The sequence below is a fragment of the Terrabacter terrae genome, assembly GCF_039529575.1.
Taxonomy (GTDB): domain Bacteria; phylum Actinomycetota; class Actinomycetes; order Actinomycetales; family Dermatophilaceae; genus Terrabacter; species Terrabacter terrae.
This window is the reverse complement of sequence record NZ_BAAANB010000021.1, coordinates 1,403,370-1,419,546: the sequence shown is the minus strand read 5'-3', so window position 1 is coordinate 1,419,546 and position 16,177 is coordinate 1,403,370. Positions and strand designations below refer to the sequence as shown.

The 16,177-nt window shown below is 72.3% G+C and carries 16 protein-coding genes and 1 riboswitch; of the genes, 13 read left to right on the top strand and 3 right to left on the bottom strand.

The window, feature by feature from the left end; all coding sequences use genetic code 11:
- Positions 1-6: 6 nt before the first annotated feature.
- The 6 genes from ABD194_RS16845 to ABD194_RS16820 all read left to right on the top strand — a co-directional run bounded on the left by ABD194_RS16845 (position 7) and on the right by ABD194_RS16820 (position 5,538).
- Positions 7-567, top strand: coding sequence for a protein-L-isoaspartate O-methyltransferase family protein (locus ABD194_RS16845; RefSeq protein WP_343993460.1), 561 nt, complete (start codon positions 7-9; stop codon positions 565-567).
- 283 nt (positions 568-850) lie between these two features.
- Positions 851-1,858: an ABC transporter ATP-binding protein gene (locus ABD194_RS16840; RefSeq protein ID WP_343993458.1), complete on the top strand. Its 1,008-nt coding sequence runs from the start codon at positions 851-853 to the stop codon at positions 1,856-1,858.
- A complete protein-coding gene (locus ABD194_RS16835) occupies positions 1,855-2,673 on the top strand; it encodes an ABC transporter permease (protein ID WP_343993456.1) in 819 nt (272 codons plus the stop codon). Before ABD194_RS16840 ends, ABD194_RS16835 begins: the two co-directional genes overlap by 4 nt.
- A 60-nt stretch (positions 2,674-2,733) precedes the next feature.
- Positions 2,734-4,182: an ABC transporter permease subunit gene (locus ABD194_RS16830; protein WP_343993454.1), complete on the top strand. Its 1,449-nt coding sequence runs from the start codon at positions 2,734-2,736 to the stop codon at positions 4,180-4,182.
- A 77-nt stretch (positions 4,183-4,259) separates the two neighbouring features.
- A complete protein-coding gene (locus tag ABD194_RS16825; RefSeq protein ID WP_343993452.1) occupies positions 4,260-4,868 on the top strand; it encodes a plastocyanin/azurin family copper-binding protein in 609 nt (202 codons plus the stop codon).
- An 88-nt stretch (positions 4,869-4,956) separates the two neighbouring features.
- On the top strand, positions 4,957-5,538 hold the full coding sequence (locus ABD194_RS16820; protein WP_343993450.1) for a DUF3043 domain-containing protein: 582 nt from the start codon (positions 4,957-4,959) through the stop codon (positions 5,536-5,538).
- Between the two features lie 105 nt (positions 5,539-5,643).
- Here ABD194_RS16820 and ABD194_RS16815 read toward each other — a convergent pair whose 3' ends face one another.
- Positions 5,644-7,026: a serine hydrolase domain-containing protein gene (locus ABD194_RS16815; RefSeq protein WP_343993448.1), complete on the bottom strand. Its 1,383-nt coding sequence runs from the start codon at positions 7,024-7,026 to the stop codon at positions 5,644-5,646.
- Complete coding sequence (locus ABD194_RS16810; RefSeq protein WP_343993446.1) at positions 7,023-7,238, bottom strand: hypothetical protein; 216 nt, start codon at positions 7,236-7,238, stop codon at positions 7,023-7,025. The genes ABD194_RS16815 and ABD194_RS16810 overlap by 4 nt, the downstream gene beginning before the upstream one ends.
- Positions 7,239-7,292: 54 nt before the next feature.
- A riboswitch (cobalamin riboswitch) is annotated at positions 7,293-7,405 on the top strand.
- 109 nt (positions 7,406-7,514) lie between these two features.
- Between ABD194_RS16810 and ABD194_RS16805 the strand changes: the two genes are divergently transcribed.
- From ABD194_RS16805 to ABD194_RS16780, 6 genes are read left to right on the top strand one after another with little or no spacing between them, the layout of a single operon-like run.
- Positions 7,515-8,255 carry an SCO2322 family protein gene (locus tag ABD194_RS16805; RefSeq protein WP_343993444.1) on the top strand — a complete coding sequence of 247 codons (741 nt, stop codon included), beginning with the start codon at positions 7,515-7,517 and terminating at the stop codon, positions 8,253-8,255.
- 14 nt (positions 8,256-8,269) lie between these two features.
- A complete protein-coding gene (locus tag ABD194_RS16800) occupies positions 8,270-9,349 on the top strand; it encodes an energy-coupling factor transporter transmembrane component T (protein ID WP_343993442.1) in 1,080 nt (359 codons plus the stop codon).
- Positions 9,346-10,968, top strand: coding sequence for an ABC transporter ATP-binding protein (locus ABD194_RS16795; protein WP_343993440.1), 1,623 nt, complete (start codon positions 9,346-9,348; stop codon positions 10,966-10,968). The genes ABD194_RS16800 and ABD194_RS16795 overlap by 4 nt, the downstream gene beginning before the upstream one ends.
- Positions 10,965-11,831 (top strand): ECF transporter S component, encoded by an 867-nt coding sequence (locus ABD194_RS16790; protein WP_343993438.1) that lies wholly within the window; start codon positions 10,965-10,967, stop codon positions 11,829-11,831. Before ABD194_RS16795 ends, ABD194_RS16790 begins: the two co-directional genes overlap by 4 nt.
- Positions 11,828-12,532 (top strand): bifunctional adenosylcobinamide kinase/adenosylcobinamide-phosphate guanylyltransferase, encoded by a 705-nt coding sequence (locus ABD194_RS16785; protein ID WP_343993436.1) that lies wholly within the window; start codon positions 11,828-11,830, stop codon positions 12,530-12,532. The genes ABD194_RS16790 and ABD194_RS16785 overlap by 4 nt, the downstream gene beginning before the upstream one ends.
- Positions 12,525-13,331: an adenosylcobinamide-GDP ribazoletransferase gene (locus tag ABD194_RS16780; protein ID WP_343993434.1), complete on the top strand. Its 807-nt coding sequence runs from the start codon at positions 12,525-12,527 to the stop codon at positions 13,329-13,331. The genes ABD194_RS16785 and ABD194_RS16780 overlap by 8 nt, the downstream gene beginning before the upstream one ends.
- 54 nt (positions 13,332-13,385) lie before the next feature.
- Here the strand turns inward: ABD194_RS16780 and gcvT are convergent, their stop codons facing one another.
- The gene (gene gcvT, locus ABD194_RS16775; RefSeq protein ID WP_343993432.1) at positions 13,386-14,504 is read right to left on the bottom strand and encodes a glycine cleavage system aminomethyltransferase GcvT; all 1,119 of its coding nucleotides are present in this window, start codon (positions 14,502-14,504) and stop codon (positions 13,386-13,388) included.
- A 157-nt stretch (positions 14,505-14,661) separates the two neighbouring features.
- Between gcvT and ABD194_RS16770 the strand changes: the two genes are divergently transcribed.
- Positions 14,662-16,155 carry a leucyl aminopeptidase gene (locus ABD194_RS16770; protein ID WP_343993429.1) on the top strand — a complete coding sequence of 498 codons (1,494 nt, stop codon included), beginning with the start codon at positions 14,662-14,664 and terminating at the stop codon, positions 16,153-16,155.
- The last annotated feature ends 22 nt before the right edge of the window (positions 16,156-16,177 follow it).

The following is a 16,177-nucleotide window of genomic DNA, read 5'->3' as shown; positions in this document are numbered from 1 at the left end:
CCGGACATGGACGACGCGGTGCGGGCGGCGTTCGAGGCAGTCCCCCGTGCCGACTTCCTCCCCCGTACCCAGCGGTGGCGCGCCGGCTTCGACGGTCCGATCGGGATCGGCCACGGCCAGACGAACTCCCAACCGCGCACTGTCGCAACGATGCTCACCCTGCTGGACGTCCGTCCTGGACAACGCGTGCTCGACGTGGGCTCCGGATCCGGCTGGACGACAGCGCTCCTCGGACACCTCGTCGGTTCGACCGGCACGGTCCTCGGCGTCGAGCTCGAGCCCGAGCTCGCCATCTGGGGAGCGAGGAACCTCTCCCGCACCGGCATGTCACAAGCCTCCATCCGCGTCGCCGAAGCGGGGGTCCTCGGCGCGCCCATAGAGGCGCCGTGGGACCGCATCCTCGTATCGGCCGGCGTGTCCACGCTGCCCTGGGTCCTCGTCGACCAGCTGGCGCCCCAGGGGCTGATGGTGATTCCCGTCGGTGGGCGACTGACCACTGCGGCCCTCGAGGCGGGGACGATACGGACCACCGGGCACGGGCCGTACCTGTTCGTTCCGCTGCGGTGACCGACGACCAGGCAGGCTCGCCGTCCTCGGTCCCCCAAACCCTCGACCGGAGTCGGTCGCGCAGCTCAAATCCGGGTGAAAGTGACTCTGCGGACTACGGGTTCGTCGTGTCAACGGTGGGAATAACCTGAATCCCAGGTGCCGTCAGCAGGGGTGGGTTGTATGAGCGTCTTCTTGGCCTCAGTCCGAGTTCGGGGACTGGTGTGCCGCGCTCAGGACGGACCGTCGCCGGCACCAGATCGGCGACGTATGCGCTCGGCCACACCGACAGGAGGTCGGCACGATGAACGACGTCCCTGACCCGCGAGGCAAGGGCAGTACCGAGATACTCGCGGCCGCGGATCTCCGGAAGACCTACGGAGACAGGGTGGCCCTGAAAGGCCTCACCTTCTCGCTCGACGCCGGAAGAGTGCTCGGCTTCCTGGGTCCGAACGGCGCCGGCAAGACGACCTCCATCCGGATCCTCACCACGATCCTTCGCCCGAGCTCCGGCTGGTTCAGCGTGGACGGGATCGGCTCCGACCAGCCGCAGGCGATCCGTCGCCGGATCGGTGTCCTCCCTGAAGGACTGGGTTTCCCGAGGCAGATGACGGCCTTCGGCTACCTGACGTACTTCGCGCAGCTCTACGGTCGGCCCGCCGGCGAGGCTAGACGGATCGCCACCGACCTGCTCGCGGACGTGGGCCTGCAGAACCGGGCGGACTCGAGCGTCGGCTCCTTCAGCCACGGCATGCGCCAGCGGCTCGGCATCGCTCGCGCACTCGTGAACGACCCGGCCGTGGTGTTCCTCGACGAACCGACGCTGGGGCTGGATCCGCGCGGGCAACGGGAGCTGTTGCGGCTGGTCCAGCGGATCGCCAGGGAGCGGGGCACGGGCGTCGTGCTGTGCAGCCACCTGCTGTCGGAGATCGAGGGCGTGTGCGACGACGTCGTGATCATGAACGCGGGGGTGGTCGTCGCCGAGGGGACCGTTGCCGAGGTCGTCGGAGCCTCCCATCCGGAGCTCGACCACGTCGTGCGCATACGCGTCCCGGTCGCCTCGATCCACAGGACCCAGGAGCTGTTGCAGGCGTTCCCCGGGATCGACGGCGACGTGCGATCGGAGGACTCCACGGGTTGGCTGGACGTCAAGCTCCACGCGTCCAACGGTTCGGGAGCGGACGAGTCCCGAGCCAGGAACGACCTGCTCGAGTCGCTCATCCGCGCGGATGTCCCCGTCCTGGGCTTCGACACCGGCGGCGGACGACTGGAGGACGTCTTCCTCAGGTTGACGGCTGAGGCCATTCGATGAGCGCGGACCTCTCCCTCGTCAGCGGGAGTGTGGTGGCGCAGGGTCGGACTGCTCCGGCATGGTGGCTCGTCTTCAAGCAGGAGTTCGTGGAGATGTGGGCCGGAGGACGCGTCCTGCGGTTCCTCACGCTCTACGCGGTCCTCATGTCGGTCACGGCCTACCTGCTGGCCACGAACAACGACCTGAAGCTGGTCACCATGAAGGCTGCGGTCGTGGTCGCCGTCACGTCGACCATCACCTTCGGGCTGTTCATGGGTCTGGTCATCGGCGCCGAGAGCATCAGTGGCGAACGGGAGCGAGCGACGCTGGAGCCGCTGCTCCTCACCCCGTCGGGTCCCCGACAGATCGTGCTGGGCAAGTTCCTGGCCGCCCTCTCCCCCTGGCCTGCGGCGTACTTCCTCGGGGTGCCCTACGTTGCGACGCTCTCGCACGGGGACCCGGTGCTCTGGACCGCCCTCTTCTGGGGTGCGGTGCTCGGCAGCCTGTTGTCGGTGGCCTTCGTGGGATTCGGCATGCTGGTGAGCATCTGGTCCGACTCCAGCAAGATCAGCCTCTTCGTGTGCCTGCTCGTGTACGCCGGGCTGCTGATCCCGGCCCAGCTCCCCACGGAGTTCCTCAACTCATCCGGTGGAGTCGTCGTCTCCGCCGTCGACCCCTTGGAGTCGGCCAGCCGGCTGCTCACCATGGTGGTCGACGAGAACAGGTCTCTGGGCGAGGCGTGGCTGTACCTCGTCGCCCCCGCCGTGGTCACCGCCATCATCACGGGGGTGCTCTTCCTCCACTCCGCACGGCGCGTTCGTCTCGCGGCGGAGTGACACGGCCGCCGCCTCGCCGGCGGCCCACCGCATCAGGCACCAGCCAGGAAAGGCATTGTCATGAGCGTGGCACAGGAGCGACGCAGTGCTCGGGTCGAGGCGGCGGAGCGGCGCGGGGTCGCCCTGCCGGTGTGGTGGTTGGTCTTCAGGCGCGAGTTCATCGACCTGTGGACCGGCGGGCGGGTGATGCTGCTGTTGATCCTCTTCAGCCTCGTGATGTCCGTGACGTCGGCACTGCGACAGCTCGAGAGCCAGCTCAGCCTGATCCCGCCGCTGGAGATGGCGTTCCTCACGATCCTCAGCGGCATCTCCTTCGGCATCTTCGTCGGGATGGTGCTCGGGGCGGACAGCATCAGCGGTGAGCGTGAGCGGGCGACCCTCGAGCCGCTGCTCCTGACTCCGGCCAAGCCGCGACAGGTCGTGTTCGGCAAGTTCCTCGCCGCCATGACCCCGTGGCCCGTGACCTTCCTGCTCACGATCCCGTACGTCGTCGTCCTCGCCCAGGGCTCCGACGCGGTGCAGGAGGGGTTGCTGCTGGGGGCCCTCCTCGGTGGTCTGCTCGCCCTCGCGTTCACCGGTTTCGCGATGCTCCTCAGCATCTGGTCCAAGTCGAACCGGGCGAGCCTCTTCGCGAGCCTGGTCGTCTACCTCGTCTTCCTCATCCCGACACAGTGGCCCGGTAGCGCCCAGAAGGGCGACCTCGGCTACCTGATCCAGCAGTTCAACCCTCTGCAGGCCTCGAGCGAGTTCCTGGAGAAGGTCCTCGTGAACAACCGGACCGTGGCGGAGAAGATGCCCTACCTGCTGGCGGCGATCTTCTCCGCGGTAGGGGTACTTGCCGTGCTCTTCCTGTATGCCGCCCCCCGGCTCCGTCTCGACCGGGACGCCGCCCGGTCGGCGTCCCGGTCCAGGCTCGCCCGACCGGGGCGGCTCGCGACCGTCCTTCTCGTCGGCGGCGCCGCCGCTGCCCTGGTCGCCGCGCCGGCCACGCGCGCCCAGGCCGCGCCCACGGTCGCCGGTCAGGGGCTGCAGATCGCTGTCGACCTGCGGTACAAGACGGTCAGCGCGGGCGACGAGGTCGAGTTCAACTCGGTCGTGACCAACGCAGGCGTGACGGCGACAGCGCCGCTCGCCGTCGCGATGAACATCGTCAAGACGGGCAAGGGCGAGCCGGTCGACCCCGAGGACTGGTCGCCGCAGCGGACCCAGCAGGTCGACACCCTCGCCCCCGGTGAGTCCAGCGAGCAGTCGTGGACGGTCGAGGCGATCCTGGAGGGCGACTACATGGTCTACCTGACGGTCCTGCCCCAGCCGCGCGGGCGCAACGCGACGTCGCAACCCGTCTCGAGCTCGGGCATCCACCTCACCGTGAAGGCGTTCGAGAAGACGAACCCGGGCGGCGTGCTCCCTGTGGCCATCGCGACCCCGCTCGCCCTGACGCTGATCGCCGTGCTCCCGACGCTCCGTCGCCGGCGCGCTCAGGCCGAGGCGCCCCAGGACGAGCTCTGACTCCGTCGCCGGCGTGCCGAGCCGTGCTCGCACCCGCCTGACCTCGCACCCGCCTGACAAGGAAGGAAACGGTCCAGATGGCCACTGCAGACTGCTGGAGTCCGACGCGACGGCGTCTCCTGATGATGGCGGCCGTCGCGGCCGGCGGTGCCCTGCTGGCGGGATGCAGCACGTCCCCGGGTCAGACGACGGCGCCTCCGGACGGGCCCTCGAGCGTCGGGTTCTCGTCGACGTCGACCGGTCCGGACCCGGACGAGCGCGGGACGGCGACGCAGGATCCGGGTGCCGGCAAGGCGGTCAGCGCCGGAACGATCCCGGTCGAGGTCGGCTCGGCGAGTGGGGCCAAGGAGTTCCACTACGACAAGGTGATGCTCACGGAGCCCGCCGGCCACAAGATCAAGCTCAGGTTCGTCAACCACACCGACTCGCAGGACGAGGTCGGGCACAACTGGGTCCTCGTCAGAGCCGGCCAGGAAGGCGCCGTCGTCTCCAGCGGCCAGGCGGCCGGAGACAACAACGACTGGCTGAACGTCGACGACCCGGCCATCGTCGCCCACACGCAGCTGATCGAGGGCGGCCAGAGCAACACGATCACCTTCTCCGCACCACCGGGCACCTACACCTACCTGTGCACCTTCCCCCAGCACTACGCTGCCGGCGAGAAGGGCACGCTCGTCATCAAGTAGGCGTTCTCGGGGACCGTTGTGCTCCGATCCGCGACGGTCCCCCAGCGACGATGCGGGGCCCGGCCCCTCTTCGGCTTAGAGTGTCCTCGTGTTCGGACGCAAGAAGACCCTCAACGACGAGCTCGGCACCACGGTCACCACCGACCAGCCGGAGCGACCCGGCGCCAAGAACCGGCCGACGCCGAAGCGGCGCGAGCAGGAGGCTCTCAACAAGCGTCCCCTGATCGTCACCGACCGCAAGGCGGCCGGCAAGCAGGACAAGACGGCCCGCCGGGAGGCGATGGCCAAGCAGCGCGTCGGCATGATGACGGGCGAGGACAAGTACCTCCCCGCCCGTGACAAGGGCCCGCGTCGCCGCTTCATCCGCGACGCCGTCGACTCCCGCTGGAACATCGGCGAGTTCATGCTGCCGGTGATGCTCATCGTGCTGCTGCTCAGCTTCGTCAAGCAGAGCTGGGCACTGCTGCTCGTCTTCGTCCTGGTCTACGGCCTGATCCTCGTGGCCATCGGTGACGCCCTGCTGATGTGGCGCCGGACGCGACGCAAGGTCGAGGACAAGTTCGGTTCGGCCGAGCGGGGCGACGCGTGGTACGCGATCATGCGCGCCTTCCAGATGCGCCGCACCCGCATGCCGAAGCCCCAGGTCGACCGGGGCCGGCGCGCGGCCTGAACTCCGCCCCATCGGGGCCGGCGCGCGCCCTGCCCCCCGTCCGCCCGAGGCCCGCTCCGGCCTGCCGGACCATGGCGTGGCCCTCGCCCGAACCAGTCGGGGCCTTCAGCCCTGCAGGTCCGCGAAGGCGAGCGGCGCCCGGGTCACGGCGTACGTCGCGAAGTAGAGCTTCTCCACCGACCCGTCCTCGTCCCGCACGACCTCGAGCAGCTCGCCGCGCTCGCGGCCCTCGACGGCGCGGAAGCGGTCGGTGCCGTCGGCGGCATACCGCGTCTCCGACAGCGGGTCGTCCTCCGACAGGCGCGACCACAGCTGCCCGTCACGCACGAAGAACGTGAGGGGTGAGCCCTCGGACCACCACAGACCGAGCAGCTCGCCCAACTCGGGCTGCGGCGCCTCTGGAACCCACGGCGCTGCCAGCGAGGGCTCTGCGTCGAGGACCGCCTCGACGAGGTCGGTGGCCAGCTTCAGGGTGAGCGCGCCGGACGTGGCGTTGGCGAAGACCACGGCACCGACGCCCTCCCGGCGCCGCACCCGCAGCCCCGTCAGGAAGCCCGGCATGGCCCCGCCGTGCCCCACGTAGACCCGGTCGCCACGGCGACCCATGCCGAAGCCGAGGCCGTAGGCGCCACCCCACCCGTCGACGTCGGTCATGATGATCGGCCGGCACATCTCGTCGACCGTCTCGGGCCGGACCACCCGGTCGTCGGGCGCGGCGACGTAGGCGGCGTAGCGGCTGAGGTCGGCGACCGTCGACCAGAGGCCGCCGAACGGCGCGGTGGCGCCGAGGGCGAAGAGCGGCTCCTCGCGGGCCGTGCCGGCGTACGGGTCGACCTGGTAGCCGATGGCACGGTCGTCGGCCGGGGTCAGCCCGGTGCGCGTCATCCCGAGGGGCGCCAGGACGCGCTCGCGCACGACGTCCTCCCAGTCCCGGCCGGTCACCCGCTGGACGACCTCACCGAGGAGGCCGTACGCGAGGTTGGAGTAGTGGAACGCGTGGTGCGGCGGGAGCACCTGCTCGGCCTGCTCCACCCCGGAGAGGAACGCGTCGCGGTCCGGCGCGTCCAGGCTCTCCCAGATGTTGCCGACGGGCTCACGCTGCAGGCCGGACGCGTGGGCGAGCATCTGGCGCAGGGGAACCCGCGCATGCCGCGTCTCGGGCAGATACGTCTCCAGGGCGTCGTCGAGCGACAGCAGCCCCTCGTCCCGGAGAGACATGACCGCCAACGCCGTGAACGTCTTGGTCACCGAGCCGATCATGAACTGCGTGTCGTCGTCGGCGGGGGCTGCGGCCGGCGCCAGACGGGCCGAACCGACGTGCGCCGACCAGACGAGCTGTCCGTCGCGCACGACGCCCACGCTGACGCCAGGAGCGCGCCAGGACCGCTGCGCGGTGACGACGCGGGCGAGCAGCTCACGCTCGAGCCCCCCGGAGAGGCCCTCCTGTGAGCCGGTCGAGGTCGACCGCTGTGCAGGCACGGTGCTCACTCCGCCGCCCGCAGGCTCATCGGCCCGTAGACGACGGTCTCGTTCTGACGAAGGGTCACGGCCTCGACGCCGGCCGCGAGCAGCTCGCGCCACGACTCCCCCAGGTAGCTCTCGGCGTCGCTCTGCGTGGGGAAGCCCGCGGTCGCGAGGCCCTCCCCCTGCATCGGGTTGCCGTGGGCGTCGAGGAACAGCCAGGACCAGTCAGCACTCATGCCCGTCACCCTAGTTGGCGGCCCGTTTGACGCAGCGAGGGCGCGCGTGCAACGGTTCGCCTAACCGAAGGACGACGGGGCAAGCCGGTGAGAATCCGGCGCTGACCCGCAACCGTTACTCCGCCCGAGCCGCTCGCCGGCCTCGGACGGCAAGCCGGAAAACCCGCGTCCGAACGGCTCCTTTGTCAGTCTGTCGTGGAATGCGGACCGGAGTCACCCCGCCGGGCCGGCTCCAGCCAGCGACCCGACATGGTGTCCGACCGCAAGGAGGAAACCATGTCCCATGTTCGTCGCACCCCCGTCCGGGTGCTCCTGGCCGCCGTCGTCGCGGCCTGCCTCTCAGCCCTGACGCTCGCGCCCGCCCAGGCCGCCGCGTACCGCTACTGGGGCTTCTACCAGCTCACGGGAACCTCGTGGGCCTTCGCGCAGAAGGGCCCCGACCAGACGGTGCCCAAGGACGGCGCCGTCGACGGCTGGCGCTTCGCCGTCGCCGACGAGACGTCGAGCCGCTACCCGCGCGCGGTCCTGACCTTCGACCAGCTCTGCGGCTCCACGCCGGCCAAGTCGGGCAAGAAGCGCGTCGGCCTCGTGCTGGACTTCGGCCGTCCGGCCGACGCGGCCGACGGCGCCACCCCGCCCCAGCCCCGGGCCGTGTGCGCCGTGGTCGACACCGGCGCATCCAGCGCTGCGGTGCTCGCGGTCGCGGGCGGTGTCCGCACCGAGAAGGGCCTGGTCTGTGCGGTCGCGGGCTACCCGACGAGCGACTGTGGTGGTGCGGTCAAGGAGGTCAGTGCTGCGGCGAAGGCCAAGGACGAGCCGGTGACCATCGCGGCGCCCTCGGCCACCCCCTCGGCCAGCGCCACGGCATCCGGGGCCCCCGACGTCGCGCCGTCGGCGGCGACGGCCACGTCGTCGACCTCGGGAGGGACGGTGGCGGCATACGTCGTCGCGGGGCTGCTCCTGCTGGCCCTGGTCGCCTACCTGCTCGTGCGCTCGCGCGCCCGGCGGAACGCCTGAGGGTCGGCGACGACGTGGTCCAGCTCCGTGCGAGGCTCCAGCACCCCGCAGCCTGGTGGCTGTGGGGGCTGGGCCTCGCCACGGCAGCGTCGCGCACGACGAACCCGGTGCTCCTGCTCCTGGTCATCGGCGTCTGCGTCCTCGTCGTCAGCGAGCGTCGCGACCCGGCCACGGCGAACCCGCTGCCGGGCTTCCTCGCCGTCGGTGCCGTGGTCGTCGCCCTCCGCATCGTCGTGACGGCTCTCCTGGGCAACGGGATCAGCGGCAGCACGGTGCTCGTCACGCTGCCGACCGTGCCCCTGCCCGAGTGGGCGGCGGGCATCCGGCTCGGCGGGCCCGTGACGGTCGAGTCCCTGCTGTATGCCGTCTACGACGCCCTACGCCTCGCGGCGATCCTCGCGTGCCTGGGGGCCGCCAACGCGCTGGCCAGCCCTCGCCGGCTCCTGCGCTACCTGCCCGCGACCCTCTACGACGTCGGCACCGCCGTCGTCGTCGGGCTGACCTTCGCACCCCAGCTGCTCACGGACGCCCGTGACGTGCGCGCGGCACGAACGCTGCGGGGTCGAGACGGTCGCGGGCTGCGCGAGGTCGCCCGGCTCGCGGTCCCGGTGCTCGAGACCGCGTTCGAGCGCTCCCTCGGCCTGGCGGCCTCGATGGAGTCTCGCGGGTACGGCCGCTCGGTCACCTCGACCCGGACCAGCCGCCGCACCGCGACGAGCCTCGCCCTCGCGGGTCTCGTCGGTGTCCTCGCCGGGCTGTACGGCCTGCTCGACGCGTCGGCCGGCGGCCTGCTCGGGCTGCCCGTGCTCGTGGTCGGGGCGCTGCTCGCCGGGTCGAGCCTGGTGGTCGGCGCCTCCCGGGACTCGCGCTCCGGGCACCGCCGCGACCGCTGGACGTGGACCGAGACCATCACCGTCCTGGCCGGCGCGGCGCCCGCCGCAGTTCTCGTCGTCGCCTCGGCCCGGGGCTGGGCGGGCGTCGTGCCCGGCCAGTCGGCCCAGCTGCCTGCGGTGCCGCTGCCCGCCGTGCTCGCCATCGTCGTCGCGGCCGTCCCCGCCTGGGTGACGCCGCCTCCCCGGGAGGCCATCGCGTGATCACCTTCGAGCACGTGTCGGTGCAGTATGCCGGCGCCCCGGCCCCCAGCCTCCGCGACGTCTCCCTCGAGATCCCCGAGGGAGAGCTGGTCCTCGTCGTCGGGCCGACCGGCAGCGGCAAGTCGACGCTGCTGCGCACCGTCAACGGCCTCGTGCCTCACTTCAGCGGCGGCACCCTGACCGGGCGGGTCCGCGTCGACGGTCTCGACACGGCCGAGCACCGTCCCCGCGACCTCGCCACCGTCGTCGGGCTCGTCGAGCAGAATCCGACGTCCACCTTCGTCACCGACGTCGTCGAGGACGAGGTCGCGTACGGCATGGAGACGATGGGCCTGGACCCCACGACGATCCGCCGACGGGTCGAGGAGACGCTCGACCTCTTCGGCCTGACGGCGTTGCGTGCGAGGTCCCTGCGCGCGCTCTCGGGCGGACAGCAGCAGCGCGTCGCGATCGCCGCCATGTTCGCCGCCGGTTCCCGGGTGCTGGTCCTCGACGAACCCACCTCCGCGCTGGACCCGGTCGCGGCCGAGGAGGTCCTCGCGTCACTGCACCGCATCGTCCACGACCTGGGGGTCACGGTCGTGCTCGCCGAGCACCGTCTCGAGCGGGTGGTGCACCACGCGGACCGGGTCGTGCTCATCGACGACGGGCACGTCTCGGAGCTGCTCGACCCGGCGGACGCCATGGTCCGCTCGCAGATCTTCCCGCCCGTCGTCGGCCTGTCCCGGCTGGTCGGGTGGTCGCCGACCCCGCTCTCGATCCGCGACGCCCGGCGGAAGGCCTCGACGCTGCGCGAGACCCTGGGCGCCAGCGTCCCGAGGGCGGCCGCGGACCTGCGCCCCATCGGGCCGGACGAGGCCCTCAGCGTCTCCGGCCTCCGGGTGGCGCGTGGCGGCCGGGTCGTCATCGAGGGCCTGGACCTCACCGTCGCCCGAGGCTCGGTGACCACCCTGATGGGCCGCAACGGGGCGGGCAAGTCCACCCTGCTCGGGGCCGTCGCGGCGCAGCACCCGCTGGCAGCAGGACGGGTGCGCGTGGGGGCTGGGCGTCTGGACCCGCATGCCAGCCCCGCCCGCGACCGGGTGCACACCGTCGGCCTGGTGCCCCAGCAGCCGGAGCTGCTCCTCTACGCCGACACCGTGGCTGCAGAGTGCGTCGCCGCCGACGCCGACTTCGGGGCGGCGCCCGGCACGGCCCGGGCCGTGCTGGAGCGAATCTCGGGCGGCATCTCCCCCGACACCCACCCGCGGGACCTCTCCGAGGGTCAGCGCCTCGAGCTGGCCCTGGCCGTGATCCTCGCCGGATCCCCCGAGGTGCTCCTGCTCGACGAGCCCACCCGCGGGCTGGACTACGGCGCCAAGAAACGGCTCGGCGAGGTCCTCACCGCGCTGGCGACGCAGGGAACGACGGTCGTCCTCGCGACGCACGACGTCGAGCTGGCTGCCGAGGTGGCCGACCGGGTCGTCATCCTCGCCGACGGCGAGGTCGTGACCGACGGCCCGGCCCGCGAGGTGCTCGCCTCCTCACCGGCCTTCGCGCCCCAGGTGACGAAGGTACTGCTGCCCCAGACCTGGCTCACCGTCGCCGAGGTCGCCGGCGCCCTGGCGAGGATCGCGTGACCGGCCGGCGCGTCATCCCGCTGCGGTGGCCGGCCGCAGTGGCTGTCGGCGTCGTCGGCGTGGTGGGGCTCATCGCGTTCACGTGGCCGTTCTTCGTCAGCGGTGACGTCGCCCGAGACCACGGCAACGACGCACCCTGGCTCTTCGCGGTGCTGCTCGGCCTCCTCGCGGTCGTGTGCCTGGCCGAGGTGACCGCCGGACGCCTCGACGCCAAGACCGTCGCCGTCCTGGGCGTGGCTGCCGCTGCCGGAGGCGGCCTGCGGCTGCTCAGCGCGGGCACCGCCGGGCTCGAGCCGATGTTCTTCGTCGTCATCGTGGCCGGGTGCGTGCTCGGTCCGGGCGTCGGCTTCGTCGCCGGTGCCCTCGCCGTCACGACGGGCGCCCTGCTCACGGGCGGGGTGGGGCCGTGGCTGCCGTTCCAGATGATCTGTTCGGGAGCGATCGGGCTCGGCGCCGGGGTGCTGCCGGTGCGGCCGGGCAGCCGGCTCGAGCGCTGGGTCGTCGCCGGCTACGCCCTCGTCACCGGGCTCGCCTTCGGGCTCTTCATGAACCTGTGGTTCTGGCCCTTCCTCGGGTCCGGCGCGGCCTCGGGCATGGCGTTCGTGCCGGGCGCACCGCTGAGCGAGAACCTCGCCCACTACGCCCTCTTCTACCTCGCGACCTCGCTCGGGTGGGACCTGCCGCGGGGCGTGCTCAACGCGGTGCTCGTCCTGCTCGCCGGGCCCGCGCTGCTGCGGGTGTTCCGTCGTGGCGCCCGGCGCGCGGCCTTCGGGGTCCCGGTCGTCTTCGAGCCCACGGGCCCGACCGCCACTGCCGCGACGGACCGGGCGGTACCGGTGCACGGATCACAGGTGCAACGGTGAGCGACATCGGGCCGCGCCGCACCAGGACCGACCCGGGGACAGCGACCGGGGCCGGGACTCGGGCCGCGACCGGCTCGGGCACCGCTGCTCCGCGCGCGTGGACGACCACCCTGGTGACCGGGCCCGTCCGCAGTGGCAAGAGCCGGCACGCCGAGGACCTGCTCTCGGACCGGTCGGACGTCACGTACGTCGCCACCGGGCAACCCCTGCCGCCGGCCGGCGCCTCCGGTTCACTCGACCCGGGGGACGTCGAGTGGCGGCGACGGGTCGAGAGCCACCGTGACCGCCGACCGACCGCGTGGCGCACCGTCGAGACGACCGACCTGGCCCTGGCCCTGGACACCGCGACGGGGCCGGTGCTCGTCGACTGCCTCGGCACCTGGCTCACCGCCGTCGTCGACGCCACGGGCTGGGACGACCTCGAGGCGGCGGCCTCCGCGGCGCGCCGCGAGACCGACCGGCTCGTCGAGTCGCTCTGCCGCACCAGTGTGCCCGTGGTCGTCGTCACCAACGAGGTGGGCTGGTCGCTGGTCCCCACCACGGCGTCGGGCCGGCTCTTCCAGGACGAGCTGGGGCGGCTCAACGCCCGGGTCGCGAGCGTGGCCCGTCACGTCCACCTCGTCGTCGCCGGTCGTGTGCTGGACCTCGGCGACGCTCCGGTCCTGCCGCACGAACCCGGGCGCGAGACGCCTGATGCGTGACGCCTGGCGCTTCGCACTCGGCACCCTGACCGCCCTTCGCGTGCGACCCCCTCGGCGGGTCGACCGCGCGCTGGTCGGTCTGGCGATGGTGCTCGCGCCGGTGACGACGCTGCCCGTGGCGCTGGCCTGGGTCGGACTCGGGCTTGCCGTCCACGCCGGGTTGCTGCCTGCTCCCGTCGCTGCCGTGCTCGCACTGCTCGTCGCCGCCCTCGCCTCCCGGGCCCTGCACCTCGACGGCCTGGCCGACCTGGCCGACGGCCTCACGGCGGGCTACGACCGGCGCCGGTCGCTCGAGGTCATGCGGCGCGGTGACACCGGGCCCGCCGGCGCAGCGGCGATCGTCCTGGTGCTGCTCCTCGACGCCGCCTGCCTCGCCCTGCTTTTCGGCGACCCGGCCGGCACGGCACTGGCCGTCGTGGCGCTCGCCGCGAGCCGACTCGCCTGCGCCGCCTGCGCCCGGGACGGCATACCCCCCGCCCGGCCCGAGGGCCTGGGTGAGGCGGTGGCCGGGACGGTGGGCCGGCCGCGGCTGGTGGTGACGGTGTCCGCGGTGGCCGTGCTGGCCGCAGTCGCGGGAGTGGCGGGTGCCCGGCTATCGGGCCCCAGCCACCACCTGTCAGCGGGAGCCGCGGCGTGGGCAGCCGGCGAGGTGCTCGTCGCGGCAGGGGCCGCGCTCGCCACCCGCCGCCACGCCGTGCGGCGGCTCGGCGGGATCACCGGCGACGTCATCGGGGCTGCGATCGAGGTGTCCCTGGCCGCTGCGCTGGTCGCCGCGACGATCGCCCGCCATCACCTCTGAGCGCCACTCGCAGCAGGGCGCTGCCACGGGCGGCACACCGCTGCGACGGCGGGCTCAGCCCTCCCGGACCTGCACCTGCACGAACGGCGGCTTCACGACCGTGGCCTCGAGCGCCCGACCCCGCACGTCGATCTCGACGGTCTCGCCGTCGGCGACCTCGGGAGCGAGCAGGGCCAGGGCGATGCCCTGCTTGAGCGTCGGTGAGAAGGTGCCGGAGGTGACCTCGCCGGCGGCCGCACCGTCCTTCGACACGGTGCAGTGCGCCCGGGGGATGCCGCGACCGGTGACCAGCAGGCCCCGCATGAGGCGCGTCGGGGCAGCCCGCTCGGCCTCCAGGGCGGCCTTGCCCCAGAACGTGTCCTTCTTCCAGCCGACCGCCCAGCCGGCACGCGCCTGCACGGGCGAGATCTGCAGCGAGAGGTCCTGGCCGTGGAGCGGGTAGCCCATCTCGGTGCGGAGGGTGTCGCGGGCACCGAGGCCGCACGGCTTGCCGTCGAAGGGCGCCATCGCCTCGAGGAGGGCGTCCCAGAGCGCCGGGGCGTCGTCCCAGCGGGGCACGAGCTCGTAGCCGCGCTCGCCGGTGTAGCCGGTGCGGCAGACGATGACGGGCCGGCCCTGCCAGTCGGCCTCGACGAACGACATGTAGTCGTGCCCGGACGGCAGCCCCAGCGACTGCAGCACCTCATCGCTGCCCCGGCCCTGCACGGCGATGACGCCGTAGTCGCGGTGCAGGTTGGTCACCGTGATGCCCTCCGGGGCGGCCTCCTGCAGCCGGCGCACGACCTCGGCCGTGTTGGCGGCGTTGGGGATGAGGAAGACCTCGTCGTCGGACTTGAGGTAGACGATGAGGTCGTCGACGACACCGCCGGACTCGTCACAGCAGAGGGTGTACTGCGCCGAGCCGGGCTGGATGCGACGCACGTCGTTGGTGAAGCACGAGTTGACGAAGTCGGCGGCGCCGGAGCCCGTCACCGACGCCTTGCCGAGGTGGCTGACGTCGAAGACGCCCACCCGCTCGCGCACCGCGGTGTGCTCGGCGACGACACCGCCGCCGGGGTACTCGATCGGCATGTCCCAGCCGCCGAAGTCGGCCATCTTGGCGCCGAGGGCGACGTGGCGGTCGTGCAGGGGTGAGGTCAGCGGGGAGGCGGTCCCCGACGTCGCTGTCGTCATGGGCGTCAACCTACCGTCACCGGGTATGCCGTCCCCGCTCGTTATCATCGAACGCCGGGGCTCTGCGGCGTCCGACGCCGCACCATCCCCACCACCCTGCACCTGAGGACGCGCTGCGATGTGCGCCCGAAAGCGCCTGACACCAAAGGAGTCCTTCGTGGCCAACCTCACCATCTCGAACCGCTCTGCCGCCGACACCGCCGCCGATGCGCTCGTCCTCGCGATCGTGGCCGCCGACCAGACGGGTGATGGCACCGCCGCCCTGGCACCAGGTCACGACCTGCCCCGCAAGACGGTCTCGCACCTGACGTCCGTCATCGCCGATCTCGAGCTGGCCGGCAAGGTCGGCGAGGTGACGTCCCTGGCGGCCGTGCCCGACGTCTCCGCCCGTCTCGTCGTGCTGGCCGGTATCGGCGAGCTGAAGACCGACTCCACGCCGGACGCGACCGCTCTCGAGGACGTGCGCAAGGGCGTGGGCGCCGCGGTCCGGTCGCTCGGCAAGAAGCAGCAGGTCGCTGTCGTGGTGCCCGGCACGTCGGTCGAGCTCGTCTCGGCCGTGGCGGACGGCGCGGCCCTCGGCGCCTACGCCGTCTCCAAGGCGGGCGCGACGAGCACCGACGCGGTCGAGTCCGTGACGCTCGTCGGTCCGGCCGACTCGGCCTCGCGCAAGGCCGTCAAGCGGGCAGCCGCCATCGGCGAGGCCGTCGCCTACACCCGAGACCTCGTCAACCTCCCGCCGAACCTGCTCTACCCCGAGACCTTCGTCGACTCCCTCGCCGAGCGGATCAAGGGCACCAAGGTCAAGCTGAAGTCCTACGACATGAAGGCGTTGCGGGCCGGCGGCTTCGGCGGCACGGTGGGTGTCGGCCAGGGCTCGGTCAACGACCCGCGCATCGCGGTCCTCAGCTATGCCCCGTCGCGCCCGAAGGCCTCGATCGCCTTCGTCGGCAAGGGCATCACCTTCGACTCGGGCGGCCTGTGCATCAAGCCCGCCAACGGCATGCTGACGATGAAGTGCGACATGGCGGGTGCAGCGGCCGTCGCCGGCGCGGTCCTCGCGATCGCCGAGCTCGGCCTGCCCATCGCCGTCACCGGCTACCTCGGCCTGGCCGAGAACATGCCGAGCGCGACCGCGCAGCGGCCGAGCGACGTCGTCACGATGCGCGGCGGCAAGACCGTCGAGGTGCTCAACACCGACGCCGAGGGACGTATGGTCCTCGGCGACTGCATCGCCCTTGCCTCGGAGTCGACGCCCGACGCCATCGTCGACGTCGCCACCCTCACCGGCGCCCAGGTCGTGGCGCTCGCCAACACCGCTGCCGTGATGGGCAACGACGACGCCTTCCGCACCCGGGTGCTCGAGGCGGCCTCCACGGTGGGCGAGGCCATGTGGCCGATGCCGCTGCCGAAGGAGCTGCGTCCGACCCTCGAGTCGATCAACGCCGACATCGCCCACAAGGGCGGGGCCGAGGGCGGCATGCTGACCGCGGGCATCTTCCTCAGCGAGTTCGTGGGCAAGGGCATCCCCTGGAGCCACCTCGACATCGCGGGCCCGGCCTTCAACGACAAGGCGCCGACCGGCTACTGGCCCAAGGGCGGCACCGGCTTCGGGGTGCGGACCCTCGTCGGCCTCGCCGAGTCCTACGCCTGACCCTTCCCGCACGCAGAGAGGC